A 14,551-nucleotide genomic window follows, 5' to 3' on the forward strand; every position below is an offset into this window, starting at 1 on the left:
ATGAGTAATGAACCCACAAATAACGAGAAGCTGATTTCATCATTCGCCACATCATTAGTGATCCCCGAATCGCAAGTAAGCGAAAGTCTCGCGTACAATACGATTAACGAGTGGGATTCAACGGCACATATGTTATTGATTGCAGAGTTAGAGAACACATTCAATGTGATGTTGGATACTGATGATATTATTGACTTAAGTTCGGTGAATAAAGCGAAAGAGATATTGGCTAAGCATGGAATAACATTTTAATGAATACCAGTGCACCCATCACTCTTATCACGGGCGCGAGTAAGGGAATTGGTCGGGCGTGTGCGTTAATGTTTGCTGAACAGAAACACGAATTAATACTCGTAGCAAGGGACGGCGAAAAACTCGCCGAGGTTACTGAAGCATGTAAGAATTTTGGAGCGATAGCGCACTACTTTGTGACCGATCTTAGCGATAGCCAATCAGTAGTTCAACTTTTCAAAAATATCCAATGCTTACTGGCAAATCGGCCTTTAAGCAATGCTATTCATTGTGCTGGGCAAATGCGAGACGCTATGTTGAGTATGACACGTGTAAACGATGTAGAGAGTCTATTGACGATCAATGTAGCAGCGTCTATACAAATTTGCCAACTTGTGAGTCGTTTGATGATCCGTTATAAAACAGGTCATCTTCTATTAGTGTCATCAAAGGTTGCTGAAGTTGGTTCCCCTGGCCAATCTGTATATGCAGCAACAAAAGGTGCTATTTCTTCGTTTGTAAAATCACTAGCAAAAGAACTTGGTCCAATAGGTATTAGAGTTAATGCGATTTCACCTGGATTTATTGAAACAGATCTTACTGCTCACTACTCTTCACAAAAAAAGGAGCAATTGAAAGAAAGCATTAGCTTACGACGTTTGGGGCAGGCGGAAGATGTAGCTTCTGTCGCTAAATTCTTATGTTCAAAAGAGGCTGCTTATGTAACCGGACATATAATGTCGGTCGACGGCGGATTAAGCTTGTGACTGATGCAGCCCGGCCTTACACCTTTGTACATCGACTAGATCGATTTGGTGAACACCCAGCCTATTACTTACCGAGTGGTGAAGTGATAAGTTACGCTTATTTGGAAAAACTTGTTGAGAAAAAAGAAAAGCGGCTTGATGAAATTATTCCTGTGGGTTCATTAAGTGCATTGTCGTTTAGTACAACACTAGATAATGTGGTCACCTATATCGCAGCATTGCGTTTAGGAAGAGCGTTGCTTTTGTTGTCTCCTAGGCTATCTGAAGAAGGCAGGACTCGGCTCCTAAAAAAACTAAAGATTGCGATCTTCATAAACGCAGATGGCACTGTGGTAGAAACAGGCTATACCCAAAATGTACGCAGGGATTGCGCATTAATGTTAAGCACTTCTGGCAGCTCAGGTTCACCTAAGTCGGTTATGCTAACATTAGATAATTTACACGCGAATGCCTGCGCTATCTCTCAGTATTTACCTATTGTAAATGAAGATAGAGCCATTACTTCGCTGCCACTTTTTTATTCATATGGTTTGTCTATATTAAATAGCCATTTGTATAAAGGAGCGTCAGTTTTACTGACTGAAGCGCCGGTTCTAAGTAAACTGTTTTGGAATCAATTTAGCAAGTTTGCAATAAGTAGTTTATCCGGCGTCCCTTTCCACTATCAACTCTTTCGTCAGTTGCGATTAGAGCGACAGGCATACCCGCATCTTCGTTACTTCACTCAGGCAGGCGGAAAGCTAACGCAAGTTCAGGCTGATTATGTGAAAACCCTGTCAAACCAGTTCAAAATACCCGCATTCCTCATGTATGGGCAAACCGAAGCAACGGCACGTATTGCTTATTTACCGCCGCACCTACTCAATACCTACTCAGATTGTATTGGGCGTGTAATCCCGGAGGGCGAATTGCTTATCCGTGATTTGGACACTAATAATAAAATTACCGCCCCTTATGTGGCGGGTGAGCTGTGTTATCGTGGACCAAATGTGATGCTAGGGTATGCAAGTTGTGCGAGAGATTTATCTTTGAACGAGCGCGTAAGTGAACTTAGAACGGGGGATATTGCAGAGCAACTACCGAATGGTTTATTCCGTATTGTCGGTCGATTGAGCAGAATGATTAAGATTCAAGGCCAGCGGTTGCAACTCGATGATATTGAAGTGATATTATGCAAATTTAATGTGCCACTATGCTGCTATGGAATGGATGATCTACTGATTATTGGTTACGTAGGAGGTGACAATGATCTCGCAGAGCAGATAACGCATTATCTTAGGGAGTCTTTAGCTATTCATCCTTCATTTATTAAAGTTGTCAAACTGGATTCAATCCCGTTACTGGCAAATGGCAAAGTAAATTATCAGAGCCTGCTTCTAGCTGCTAAAGAGTCATTATCATGTTGATAGAGCAAGCCCCCTATGAGTTAACGGTAGCAAAGAAAGCGCCTTTGCTATTAGCTCAACTAAATAGTTTAACTGCCCATCACCGTGAATTCTGTAGCGAATATGAATCTGTTGTGACTGCTCAATGGCCTAACTATGCAGTGGCGAACCAACTAGCAGCAGTTCCATATCTCGCGGTTAGTCTTTTTAAGCATCTCTCGTTAAAGTCTATTCCAGACAGTGAAGTGTTTAAAACTCTTTACTCTAGCGGTACGACAGGGAATCCGTCAAAAATTGCCTTAGACAGGGAGACGGCCGGACTCCAATCGAAGACACTAGTAAAAATTATGCAACATTGGTTGGGGAAAGAGCGCAGACCGATGCTAATTATAGATAAGCCCTCCATATTAGATGCACGTAATAGCTTTTCCGCACGCGCGGCAGGGATTAAAGGTTTGTCATTCATGGGGCGAAACCATTGCTACGCGCTAAATGAAGACATGAGTGTAAATATTGATGCCGTGCAGCAGTTTTGTTCCGAGTTTGCGGCTAAACCAGTACTTGTGTTTGGTTTCACTTTTATGGTTTGGCAGTATTTCGTCGAGCAGCTGAAACAATCGAAACAGCGAATATCGCTACCCAATGCTATTCTACTCCATAGCGGGGGATGGAAAAAACTTGAAGATCGCGCTGTTGATAATGCTACGTTTAAACAAGCCGTGTTGGAACACACAGATATTCCAAAAGTGCATAATTTTTACGGATTGGTAGAGCAAGTTGGGTCAATTTTTGTGGAGTGTGAACAAGGGCACCTACATTGTTCGAGTTATTCAGATGTATTAGTGAGAGATGCTGAAACCTGGCACCCATTGCCGCTAGGTAAAGAAGGTATTTTGCAACTGATGTCAGTTTTGCCTAAGAGTTACCCAGGACACAGCCTACTAACAGAGGATAGAGCAGTAATATTAGGGGAAGACGATTGTCTTTGTGGCAGAAAAGGGAAGTATTTCAATATTAAAGGGCGACTACCTAAAGTTGATATGAGAGGTTGTAGCGATACTTTTACTCCAACAGTTAGGGAACGAAGCTGACTATGTCATGGACCACATTCAATCCGCCTAGCGTAAAAGCAAAGCTATTTTCAAGTTTTTCAGAACAGGACATAGCGTACTGCGATGCACTATCTGCTCTTATTCTCAAAGAGCCCCAAATAAGAGAATTTCCAGATTTGGTTGCCTTGGGCTTCTGGTTAAGAAAATCTAATCTATACAATTTACTTAAACCCTATCAATACGCTAGCTTCAATAGACAGCCCCTAGGCATGCTCTATCACAGCGCGCCGGCGAACGTAGACAGCCTATTTGTCTATTCGGGGATCCTTAGTCTGCTGTGCGGAAACAAAAATGTCATTCGTTTGTCTAGTCGCAGGGGCACAAGCTCAAATATTCTAATTGAGAAAATTTGTCAGCTTGCCGACGATTTTCCGGAACAAAATGCACGATTTCAATTGATTCAGTGTGACTATGACAACAGTGAACTTATTGCCCTGATAAATAGTGTTGAGGGTAGGGTATTATGGGGCTCCGATGAAGCGATTATTGCGCAAAGAGCAATCCCCATGCCCGCCCACGCGAGAGAGATGTGTTTCGGTAATAAATTTTCGCTGTGCCTGCTCGATGCAAAAACAATAATGGCTGAGCCTGAAGCTAAATTTGGACAGTTCGTTCAATTCTTTTACAAAGATCAAATGACCTTTTCGCAACAGGGATGTTCGTCAGCAAAGGCCATTGTGTGGCTTGGAAGTAAAGAGCAAATAGGCGATGCTAAAAAGCGTTTTTGGCCTGCACTGATAGAGTTAGTTCGGCTAAAGCAGCCATTTTCTGATAGTGAGCACTATCAAGCGCTTTTGGCTGCACAGCAAATTGCAGCAAATGCAGGAAATGCGTTCGAGCTTATCCAAGAACGAGGCATAACCCGTTTGGGGGTGTCATCTATAAGCCCTTTTTGTACTAACGCCCATAAGGGTAGCGGCTTATTTCTAGAACTGAGTTTAGCCTCTTTTGAGCAACTGAATCCGATGCTAAAACCCGCTAATCAGACACTCTCTGTATGGGGAGTGGAGCCTAAGTTATTACACGAATGGTTAACCACAGTTCAAACAGGGGTTGATAGAGTCGTGCCTGTTGGTGAAGCTTTAACCTTTAGTATAAATTGGGATGGCGTTGATCTCATCGATCAATTTAGTAGAAAAGTCAACTTACACAAGAGTTTCTCTTTGGAATAACGCTGCGATTAAAGAAGTTGCGGAAACAGTCGATTAATATTGATTGAAGCACAATAGGGAAGCTGCGTTTATTTGAGAAATATATAGGCTACAAATTGGCTGAGTACGGGTGTAGGTATTAATTTCAACGCGAAACCTACATAGTACTGTTTAGGCTATGAATGATTTTAATAATGACGTGCACATTTTTACCTACGGTAAAAATGTGCACGTCTAGGTCACTAGATTTAGTTATTTAGCAACGAATTGGTTTCAAATATGAATGAGTATAAACCTGTAGATGTGCGTCTTTATGAAAAAGTTGCGTTAATACGAAGAGTAGAAGAAGCCATAGCGGAAATCTATCCGAGCGATAAAATTAAGAGCCCTGTACATTTAGCTATTGGGCAAGAGTACATTTGTGCCGCAATAATAGAAGAGTTGTTGGCCACGGATTATGTCTGTGGGACTTATAGGGGGCATGGTGTCTATCTGGCTAAAGGTGGTGATCTTAATGCCATGATGGCCGAACTCTATGGTAAAAAGACAGGGTGTGCCGAAGGACGCGCTGGCTCTATGCACTTAGTTGATGCTAAGCAAGGAGTTATTGGTATGTCAGCTGTTGTAGGAACAGGAATCCCAGTGGCTGTTGGTCATGCCTTGGCTATAAAACAAAAGAAACAGAATGATGTAGTTGTGGTATTTATGGGGGATGGTGCAACGGAGGAAGGGTGCTTCAGTGAAAGTATAAACTTTGCAGCCATCCATAAATTACCCATTTTATTTGTTTGCGAGAATAACCAATTAGCAATTCATGAACCGATAGAAAAGCGATGGGCAACGCCTAAAATCAAAGAAAGAATGGCAACCTACGGTATCCCGGCCCATCAGTTCTCCGAGCCGGACATATTTTCTATTTACGACTATGCAAAAACCCACATAGAAAGAATGAGACAGGGAGAAGGCCCTGCTTTCATGGAATGCATCACCCACCGTTGGAGTGAACACGTGGGCCCAAATGAAGACTACGATCAAGGCTATCGCTCTATTGAAGAGAGCATAGCTTGGCGAAAAAAAGACGTGTTTTTGTCGTTAGGACAATCCCTAGATCCTGAAGTTCGCGCGATGGTTGACAAGCGAATAGAGCAAAAAATCGCAGCTGCAATCGACTTTGCCGAAAATAGTCCGTTTCCCGAGCCAGAGGAGTTGTACAAGTATGTCTACGCTTGATAATAATCGTTTGCTTAAATACTACGAAGCGGTGAATGAAGGTTGTGAACAGGCAATGCAGGAAGATGATAGTGTCTTCCTGATGGGTCTTGATGTCGATGATCATAAAGGCATTCAAGGTTCTACTCTTGGCTTAGTGGATAAATTTGGGCCCGAACGAGTGTTTACGACGCCCTTATCTGAAGATGCGATGACTGGCGTCGCTATCGGTGCAGCCATGGCCGGGCAACGACCTATCCATGTTCATATACGTATGGATTTTTTGATGCTTTGCATGAACCAGTTGGTGAATATTGCTGCAAAAAGTCACTACATGTACGGCGGCACGGTACAAGTACCTTTAGTCGTGAGAACGATTGTGGGGAAGTCATGGGGGCAAGGTGCACAGCACTCTCAGGGCTTGCATTCAATGTTTGCTCATATTCCTGGATTAAAAATTGTTGCTCCATCGAATGCTTATGATGCAAAAGGGTTGATGATTCAGGCAGTTAGAGATAACAATCCTGTAATTGTTATGGAGCACAGATTATTGTATGGCACGGAAGCTTATGTGCCTAAAGAACCTTATTCCGTTGAGTTTGGAAAATCAAGAGTTATTAAAAACGGTAACGACATCACGATTGTCGCTATTTCAAGCATGGTAGCAGAGGCGATAAAAGCAGCCGAACTGTTAGCCGAACAGGGTATGAATGCGGAAATTATTGACCCAGTTACGATTTCTCCATTAGATTCTACAACTATAGAAAAGTCAGTGAAAAAAACCGGACGTTTATTGATCGTCGATAATGCTTGGTTGAATTGTGGTATCTCTGCTGAAATATCTGCAAGGGTGGCGGAAAGCGATATAATAACGCAAAAAGTAAAAATAAGACGGTTAGGTTTCGCCGCAACCACGTGCCCAACTACGCCGAGCCTAGAAAATGTTTTCTATCCCTCACCCAAATCAATTGCCATTGCTGCAAGCCTCCTTTGTGATCCATCAAACACTTGGGAACCTACAGAGCAACAATGTGAATTAGCGTATCAGAAAAATTTTAAAGGACCATTTTAATGTCATATAGTTTAGCTGCCCCAACATGGGGAGATGAAGAGCTTGCTGCGTTACAGAAAGTTATCGATTCGGGCTTTTTTACTATGGGGCCGATTGTCTCTGAATTCGAGAAGCAATTTGCTGATTACCACGATAAAAAGCACGCTATCATGGTCAATTCGGGCTCTTCAGCAAATCTCCTTTCAGTTGCGTCTTTGTTTTTTAAGCAAAATAATCCTCTTCAAAGAGGTGATGAAGTCCTTGTGCCTGCGCTCAGCTGGGCAACCACCTATCATCCGCTTCAGCAGTATGGTCTTAAAGTTCGTTTTGTTGATATAGAGTTAGACACATTGAATATTGACCCAACGTTATTGCGAAGCGCTATTACAGAAGATACGCGAATGATTCTTGGTGTTAGCATTTTAGGCAATCCTGCGGCTCTCGACGTAATGAGAGAGATAGCTGACGAAAATAATCTCTATTTCATGGAAGACAATTGCGAATCTATGGATGCGGAGATAAATGGTAAAAAAGCCGGTACCTTTGGTGATCTAAACACCTTTAGTTTCTTCTTTTCACACCATATTTCTACGATGGAAGGTGGGATGATCTTAACAGACGATGATGAACTTGGTGAAATTTGTCGCTGTTTAAGGGCGCATGGATGGACTCGAGATCTTCCTGAAGACTCTAAGTTATTCAATAAAAAAGAAAACGATCTTTTTGAAGCATATCGCTTTATTTTGCCTGGTTACAACGTGAGACCGACTGAATTAAATGCAGCCGCCGGTATTGAACAGCTACAGAAGCTTCCAGAATTTACTAAAGCAAGAAGAAAAAATTTAGCCACTTTTACGTCGCTATTTGCCGATGATGAGAGGTTTATCATTCAACGAGAGAACGGTGCGAGTTCTAGCTTCTGTTTTACCATAATTTTAAACCCAGAAATGAAACTGGACCGCAGTGCTATTTTTAATGCGCTTAAAGATGCAGGCATCGGATTTCGTATTATCACCGGCGGTAACTTCTTAAGGCATGATGTAATCAAATATTATGACTACTCTGAAGCATCACCTATTATAAATGCTAACATTGCCCACGATTACGGCTTTTTCGTAGGGAATCACCCCTTTGATCTAACTGAAGATATTAAGAAGCTTTACATGGTACTGGATAAAGCAGCAAAGGAGACGCGCTAATGGCGTTTAATGTTTTAGTCACCGGCGGAGCAGGATACCTTGGTTCAATATTGGTTCCAGAGTTATTGAGTAGAGGGCATAAAGTTACTGTTTTAGATAATTTTATGTTCGCCCAAGACTCACTTAATGCAGTGTGCTTCAATCCTAATTTTTCGGTAGTTAGAGGGGACTGTCGAGATAAAAATTTACTGGCCCAATTAATTAAAACTCAGGATGTTGTCATACCTTTGGCTGCACTAGTAGGGGCGCCTTTATGTGCTCGAGATGAAATAGGTACTATAACAACAAACCGTGATTCGGTTGTTGCGTTAAGTAAAATGCTAAGCAATGAGCAAATGTTGTTAATGCCAATAACGAATAGTGGATACGGTATTGGAGAAGAAGGTAAGTTCTGTACTGAAGAAAGCCCTCTAAACCCCATTAGTTTATATGGTACGACCAAAGTTGAAGCTGAAGAAGCGGTGTTAAGTCGTTCGTCTTCCATTAGTTTCAGGTTAGCAACTGTTTTTGGTTTTGCCCCTAGAATGCGTCTTGACTTACTGGTGAATGATTTTGTTTACCGAGCGGTCAAAGATAAAGCACTAGTTTTATTTGAGTCGCATTTTAAACGAAACTATATCCATATTCGAGATGTAGCACGCGCGTTTATCCATGGTATTGACAATTTTGAAGCGATGAAGGGCGAAGCCTATAATGTTGGCTTGTCCGATGCGAATTTATCCAAATTAGAACTTTGTCAAAGAATTCAGCAACAAGTACCGAAGTTTACTTTCTTGGAAGCCCCTATAGGAGAAGATCCAGATAAGCGTGATTACATAGTGTCCAATGAAAAAATTGAAGCTACAGGCTTTCAGCCACAGTTTTCATTAGACAAGGGAATTGCTGAACTTGTTAAGGGGTACGAAATGATTTCAAATACCCGATACAGTAATGTCTAAATTTTTTGATCTAAATAATAAAAAAGTTTTTATTGCGGGACATACAGGGCTAGTTGGTAAGGCACTTACCAGAGCGTTTGCTTACTTTAACGTCGAAATAATAACGGCTAACAAAAGTAATCTAGACTTAAGAGCTCAGGCGGATGTCTGGGAGTTTATTGCTGAAAAAAAACCTGATGTAGTCATCTGTGCGGCAGCAAAAGTGGGCGGTATCGAGGCCAATCGCACCCAGCCAGTTGAGTTCTTGTACGATAACTTAATGATTGCAACAAACTTAATACGTTCATGTGCCGAGTTAGGGGTTGAGCGGTTTCTTAACCTTGCATCTAACTGTTTCTATCCGAGGCTTGCAGAACAGCCAATTCAAGAGGCAAGCTTACTAACTGGACCACTTGAACCTACAAACGAAGCATATGCTATTGCTAAGGTAGCAGCTACAAAACTAACAGAGTATTATGCTCGGCAGTATGACCTTAAGTATTTCACACTAGTACCCACTAGCCTCTATGGTCCCGGTGATCACTTTAATGATAAGCGAGGTCATGTAATTCCGGCTTTGTTAAATCGGTTTCATAAAGCAAAGTTAGATGAGAGAGGTGAGGTTACTTTGTGGGGGAGTGGAGAGCCAACTCGAGAGTTTTTATATGTGGATGATGCTGCAAAAGGAATGCTGCACTTTTTACAGCATTATGAGGGGGTCGAGCCCGTTAACTTATGCGGCGGAGAGATCATCTCCATCAAGGAGCTAGGCTCAGCAATTGCTGCCGTGACCGGGTACTCTGGAAAAATCCTGTGGGACTCTTCTAAACCTGATGGGATGCCCCACAAGTCACTTGATAAAACACTTTGCCAGCAATTTAAATGGCGACCTGAAGTTGACCTTACAACAGGTCTTACAATGACATACCAAGACTACTTAAAACAATGTTAGAAAGTCCAAGAACTTTTTTTGCCATCCATTTGTTTGAAACAAAGCCTTATGAAGATTCCTCTGGCAAATTAGAGGTTAGGGAGCCTATGGTTCAGTCTGGCTTACTTGGTGAACATGAAACCTATGCATTTGGTTGGCAAGAGGCAGATAGTGAAGATCTAGTAAGTCAATCTGTAGACTACTGCTTGTCTAAAACTGGTCAGGCTCCTGTCGTGGTTTATGGCGCTGGAGCTCATACAACACAATATTGGAAGTTTATCAGTCGTCTTAACGTTGTTGCTATTGCTGATAAGAATGAAAGACTCTGGGGTAAAAAGCTAAATGATTTACCCATAATACCACCTCAAGATATATGCTCTTTTAGTTTAAATGTACTGATTTCTAGTCGAGCTTACGAAGATAATATACATACAGAGTTATCCCAACGATACCCGGCGGCAGCGCTTTTCAAGCTTTATGGATCTGAGTTTATGGCTGCTGCGTTGGGAAGGTGGTGCGAAGAACTAGAATCACGTATTTTGATATTTAAGCCAGACCTTTTAGTGCATACACCTACCCACGTAAAAGAAAATATCCCCAAATCATTTTTCCTTAAATTAAAAAAATATCTACCTCAGTTGAGAATTTTAACCATCTGGTGGGATTATGATGAAGAGAATGAAGAGTCGGGATATTTGGATTACGAAAGAGATGTATTAGATTATGCGGACTTGGTCATTGAAAACTCTAATGCCAGTCGCTTAGAAAAAATGTATCAAAGACTAGTCCCATACTGTAAGCATACCAATCCTGAGCGAGTCATTTTTCATCCAACGTGGTTTGATCCATCAATTTTCTATTATGACGATAAAAAAACTAGATCTTATGCGGTTTCTATGTTTGGTAGTATTGTTGGAGAAAGAGAGTTTTGGCTAAATATATTAAAGGAGTCTTTTGGCTCAGATTTCAATCATTTTGGGGGAGTTTCAGGGAAACATAGGAAGCCTATATCAACCTATGAATACGCTGAGTTGCTCAGAGAAACTAAAGTTGTCATCAACTCTCAAACATACAGCTTTAGGTCTCAGTGCAAAGGGAAAGTTAGAGAGGCTCTACAGTGTGGTGCAATTCTACTTGAGCAACAAAATGACGAAACAAAGGCATTTAATGACTTATTCGGTCCTTTCAATATACATTACTATAATTCAAAGGAAGAATTAATTAATAAGGTTGATAGCCTGTTAAAATCAAAGGAACAAGCAGCTAGAGTCGGGGCAAAAGAGGTATGCTGTAAGTGGACTATGAAAGTCCTAGAGCTTTTATAATACTTTAGGAGAGAGTGTGGAAAATAGATATGACATAACAGACCTGACTGTTGTTATACCAACAATAGGAAATGAGCCCTCTAGGTTGCTTCGTCTTCTAAAGCACTTAAGGAATGCAAATGAACTGATTAAAATTTGTGTTGTTTGGGATGGTCATAAGCCTCCTACAACAGAATTAACTAAAAAAGTTCAATTTTTATATCATTGTAAACTTATAGTGCATGATAGTAATAAGGGGCTTTCTGCCGCAAGAAATACAGGTCTAGATCATATTTACACTAAACTTGGTACTTTCATTGATGATGATATATTTCCTGATCCAAAATGGTACGAACATGTTTTATCGTTTCATAATAAACATACAAATGAGGAAGAAGCCTTAGTAGGGAGAGTTACTTGGGAAAAGACTGATTTTGAAAATACTCTAACTCGTTGGTATGAGGAGGTTGGAGGGTGGAGTATTTTCACGAGCTCTAGAAGCCTAAATCAACTATCCAACTTTTGTGGGGGGGTTACTTCTTTTAAAACACTCTTTTTTAAAAATATTAAGTTTAACGAGGGTTTCACTAGGTATGGCTGTGAAGATATTGAGTTTGGTACACGTTTTTTTTCAAACGGTGGCTCACTTTATTTAAATAGGGAGCTTGTTGGTAGACACTATAAGGTTTTAACCTTAGAAAGATATATTAATGAACATATTTCTGCTGGGTTTTCGAAAGGATTATTAGCTCACCTCCATCCGGATGATTTTTTTGACTATAGTTTTCATAAAAAAGCCTGTGAGAAAAAAGAGCAAATAAATTTCATAAATCATTTATCTGAAATAATTAAATATATTGATTGCAGGGAAGGTGGTGGTTTTAATTTGGATTATAATTCCTTTATGGGTGTTCTAACCAATGCATGCCTTCTACATGGCTACTTTGAATTTTTTAAACTTGATGTGTTTGAAAATGATGAATTTCTTCTTAACAAAAACAATGAAAAAGAATACATACCATATGCATTAACTTTTTTTCTAAATGAGATTCTTGCGGAGAATGATTTAGAGTCTATCAAAGTGATGCAGAAGAAAATGCCGTATTATTTTGAGCCCTTCCTTGTCGAGTCTAAAGTTATAAAAAGTAAGGAGCCAATAACGAGGTTTTTGCGAATAAACTCCAACAAAACTTTATCGAATAATGTAAAAGGTACGATTAATTCTATTAAAGATAAGAATGTCTTCTCTTTATCCGAAAGCCTAAATGCAAGAGAGCTTTTCAAAACACTGATGTCCACCCAATATAAACTCTCTATACGGGAACAGATCGATCTAATATGCCAAATCCTCAATAAAGACCCAACTTTTGTCAGTGCTTATCTACTACTATTAAAAGTTAAGGAATTAGATGAACCTACAAAAAAAATTATTGGCTCGGTTTGTGCACACTTTGCATCTATGAGACCTGAAGCTGAAAAACGTAGACATTTGAAAGAACTTAGCTTATTGATGGATCAAAATGGAGAGCAGAGAATTGAAAGTTTTACTAGTACCGATTGAGTTTTCAACTTGGAATCAAGCGCGGGCTTGGTCTTATACCGGTGCATACGCATTTATCGATGGTTTAAAAGCTAATGATATAAATTACACGTTCGCACCATTAATAGTAGGGCAAGATGGCAATGTTAATACTGCTTGTTTAGATTTTGTGCGTAACAAAACCGCCGAACATTATGATCAAGTCTGGGTTTGGTGTGTACATGGTACGCTTCCAGATAGTTATTGGGAATGGTTTTCAAAAGTAGCTGATCTTTCTGTAGGGGTTTTGATGGAATCACTTACATTTGAAAGTTACGAGCTCACTGAGTTCCCTCATCTTAAAAATAGAAGGGAAATTGTTCTAGAACAATTAAAAAATTTTGATAAAGCACTTGTTTGTAGTGAATCAGATGCAGTTATTGTACATGAAGAATTAGGGATTGAGGCGACTTGGTACCCGCCAATGATACCTGAAGAGTATGTTAATTTCCGAGAACCTCCTACTTCTGACTCCGCTGTATTTGTTGGCAGCAACTATGGTAAAAGAAGGGAGTACCTAAATGACTCTAAACTAAGCGAATTGTTGACAAGGCCTCACTTGCCTGAAAGAGATACAGATCTACCTTTTGTATTTGACAATATTCTAAGTGAATTGCCTCACGCTTTCAAAAACCATCAGGAGTTCGAATCCTTCCGATTAGACCTAATTGCTATACGTAAAACTTTGTTTGAGCTGCACTTAGAAGGCCTTAGAATGGGTTTTGCCAATGTTAATCTTCCTTCAATTCTAAAAGGGTTTGCTGGAAGGGTTGTTGAGTCAATGTGTGCGTCTGTACCAGTTGTTTCGTGGCTTCCTCCCGGTAAGGAGCAAGGCAATTTGTTTGAGAAAAATGAAGATATTTTGTTTTTTTCATCAATAAATGAGTGCATTGAGTCACTTGATTTACTGAAAAATAACTTAGAGTATCGCGACAGAATCACTACGAACGCTAGAAACAAACTTCTAACCAGGCACACTAGCAGAATACGAATAAGGCAGCTTTTGATTTGGATACAAAATGGAAAACGTATTAACTACAATCGTAGCCAAGCTTATTGCCCTTCATTAGAAGAGTCTTTGTACTACAAAGAACTATTTGTTAAAAACCAATCATGGAATCGCCTTGAGCCTAACTCAGATGAGCTTTCAAGATGGCAAGTAATTAATAAATTTCTTGCTGAAACACACCCAATTGCTAATGAACGTTTAAACATCGCAGAAATTGGATGTGGGCGTGGCTGGTTGTCGAAACTTATGTGCAAATATGGTGAGGTCACAGCATTAGATCCAATAGGGGATGTCATTCATTATGCAAAGTCAAACTATCAGGGTATCAACTTTATTACAGGCAGTGCAGAACTACTGGAGTTTTTAGGTTTAGATAATTCATATGATGTAGTCGTTTCGTCTGAAGTATTAGAGCATATAACTGACAGCCAAAAGCCAAACTTTATAAAATCTTTGGTCAACATATGCAAGCCGGGGGGAAGTATAATAGTATCTACTCCAAGAAGAGATATTTTAGAAGACTGGATAAATGAGTATGGTGTACCTAATCAACCTACTGAGGAATGGATTTTTGAAGCTGACTTGACAGAGCTATTTATTGAGGCCAACTGCACTAGTCTAAAATTAGAAAGAGCATTTTTAATGGATATTTATCAAATACACTTATTCAAAAAGAAGCCTTAATAATTATACCTATCGATATGGT

General features: G+C 40.2%; 13 protein-coding genes. All 13 read left to right on the top strand.

Annotated elements, in window-relative coordinates; all coding sequences use genetic code 11:
- The 13 genes from GTW09_RS03820 (at position 1) to GTW09_RS03880 (ending at position 14,529) form a co-directional block, all read left to right on the top strand.
- Positions 1 to 252: an acyl carrier protein gene (locus GTW09_RS03820; protein WP_163110225.1), complete on the top strand. Its 252-nt coding sequence runs from the start codon at positions 1 to 3 to the stop codon at positions 250 to 252.
- Positions 252 to 998, top strand: a complete 747-nt coding sequence (locus GTW09_RS03825; RefSeq protein WP_163110227.1) for an SDR family NAD(P)-dependent oxidoreductase — start codon at positions 252 to 254, stop codon at positions 996 to 998. Before GTW09_RS03820 ends, GTW09_RS03825 begins: the two co-directional genes overlap by 1 nt.
- Entirely contained in the window at positions 995 to 2,404 is a 1,410-nt protein-coding gene (locus GTW09_RS03830; RefSeq protein ID WP_163110229.1) for an AMP-binding protein, read from the top strand. Before GTW09_RS03825 ends, GTW09_RS03830 begins: the two co-directional genes overlap by 4 nt.
- A complete protein-coding gene (locus GTW09_RS03835) occupies positions 2,398 to 3,474 on the top strand; it encodes a LuxE/PaaK family acyltransferase (protein ID WP_163110231.1) in 1,077 nt (358 codons plus the stop codon). Before GTW09_RS03830 ends, GTW09_RS03835 begins: the two co-directional genes overlap by 7 nt.
- Positions 3,475 to 3,476: 2 nt before the next feature.
- Complete coding sequence (locus tag GTW09_RS03840; RefSeq protein ID WP_163110233.1) at positions 3,477 to 4,667, top strand: acyl-CoA reductase; 1,191 nt, start codon at positions 3,477 to 3,479, stop codon at positions 4,665 to 4,667.
- Positions 4,668 to 4,925: 258 nt separating this feature from the next.
- Complete coding sequence (locus GTW09_RS03845) at positions 4,926 to 5,876, top strand: thiamine pyrophosphate-dependent dehydrogenase E1 component subunit alpha (protein WP_163110236.1); 951 nt, start codon at positions 4,926 to 4,928, stop codon at positions 5,874 to 5,876.
- A complete protein-coding gene (locus GTW09_RS03850; protein WP_163110238.1) occupies positions 5,863 to 6,927 on the top strand; it encodes an alpha-ketoacid dehydrogenase subunit beta in 1,065 nt (354 codons plus the stop codon). Before GTW09_RS03845 ends, GTW09_RS03850 begins: the two co-directional genes overlap by 14 nt.
- The gene (locus GTW09_RS03855) at positions 6,927 to 8,105 is read left to right on the top strand and encodes a DegT/DnrJ/EryC1/StrS family aminotransferase (RefSeq protein ID WP_163110240.1); all 1,179 of its coding nucleotides are present in this window, start codon (positions 6,927 to 6,929) and stop codon (positions 8,103 to 8,105) included. The genes GTW09_RS03850 and GTW09_RS03855 overlap by 1 nt, the downstream gene beginning before the upstream one ends.
- Positions 8,105 to 9,043: an NAD-dependent epimerase/dehydratase family protein gene (locus GTW09_RS03860; protein WP_163110242.1), complete on the top strand. Its 939-nt coding sequence runs from the start codon at positions 8,105 to 8,107 to the stop codon at positions 9,041 to 9,043. The genes GTW09_RS03855 and GTW09_RS03860 overlap by 1 nt, the downstream gene beginning before the upstream one ends.
- The gene (locus GTW09_RS03865) at positions 9,036 to 9,974 is read left to right on the top strand and encodes a GDP-L-fucose synthase family protein (RefSeq protein ID WP_163110244.1); all 939 of its coding nucleotides are present in this window, start codon (positions 9,036 to 9,038) and stop codon (positions 9,972 to 9,974) included. The genes GTW09_RS03860 and GTW09_RS03865 overlap by 8 nt, the downstream gene beginning before the upstream one ends.
- Positions 9,968 to 11,278 (top strand): glycosyltransferase family protein, encoded by a 1,311-nt coding sequence (locus tag GTW09_RS03870; protein ID WP_163110246.1) that lies wholly within the window; start codon positions 9,968 to 9,970, stop codon positions 11,276 to 11,278. The genes GTW09_RS03865 and GTW09_RS03870 overlap by 7 nt, the downstream gene beginning before the upstream one ends.
- 16 nt (positions 11,279 to 11,294) lie before the next feature.
- On the top strand, positions 11,295 to 12,818 hold the full coding sequence (locus GTW09_RS03875; protein WP_163110248.1) for a glycosyltransferase: 1,524 nt from the start codon (positions 11,295 to 11,297) through the stop codon (positions 12,816 to 12,818).
- Complete coding sequence (locus tag GTW09_RS03880; protein ID WP_163110250.1) at positions 12,793 to 14,529, top strand: methyltransferase domain-containing protein; 1,737 nt, start codon at positions 12,793 to 12,795, stop codon at positions 14,527 to 14,529. The genes GTW09_RS03875 and GTW09_RS03880 overlap by 26 nt, the downstream gene beginning before the upstream one ends.
- The last annotated feature ends 22 nt before the right edge of the window (positions 14,530 to 14,551 follow it).

It is taken from the genome of Alteromonas hispanica, from assembly GCF_010500915.1.
Classification (GTDB): domain Bacteria; phylum Pseudomonadota; class Gammaproteobacteria; order Enterobacterales; family Alteromonadaceae; genus Alteromonas; species Alteromonas hispanica.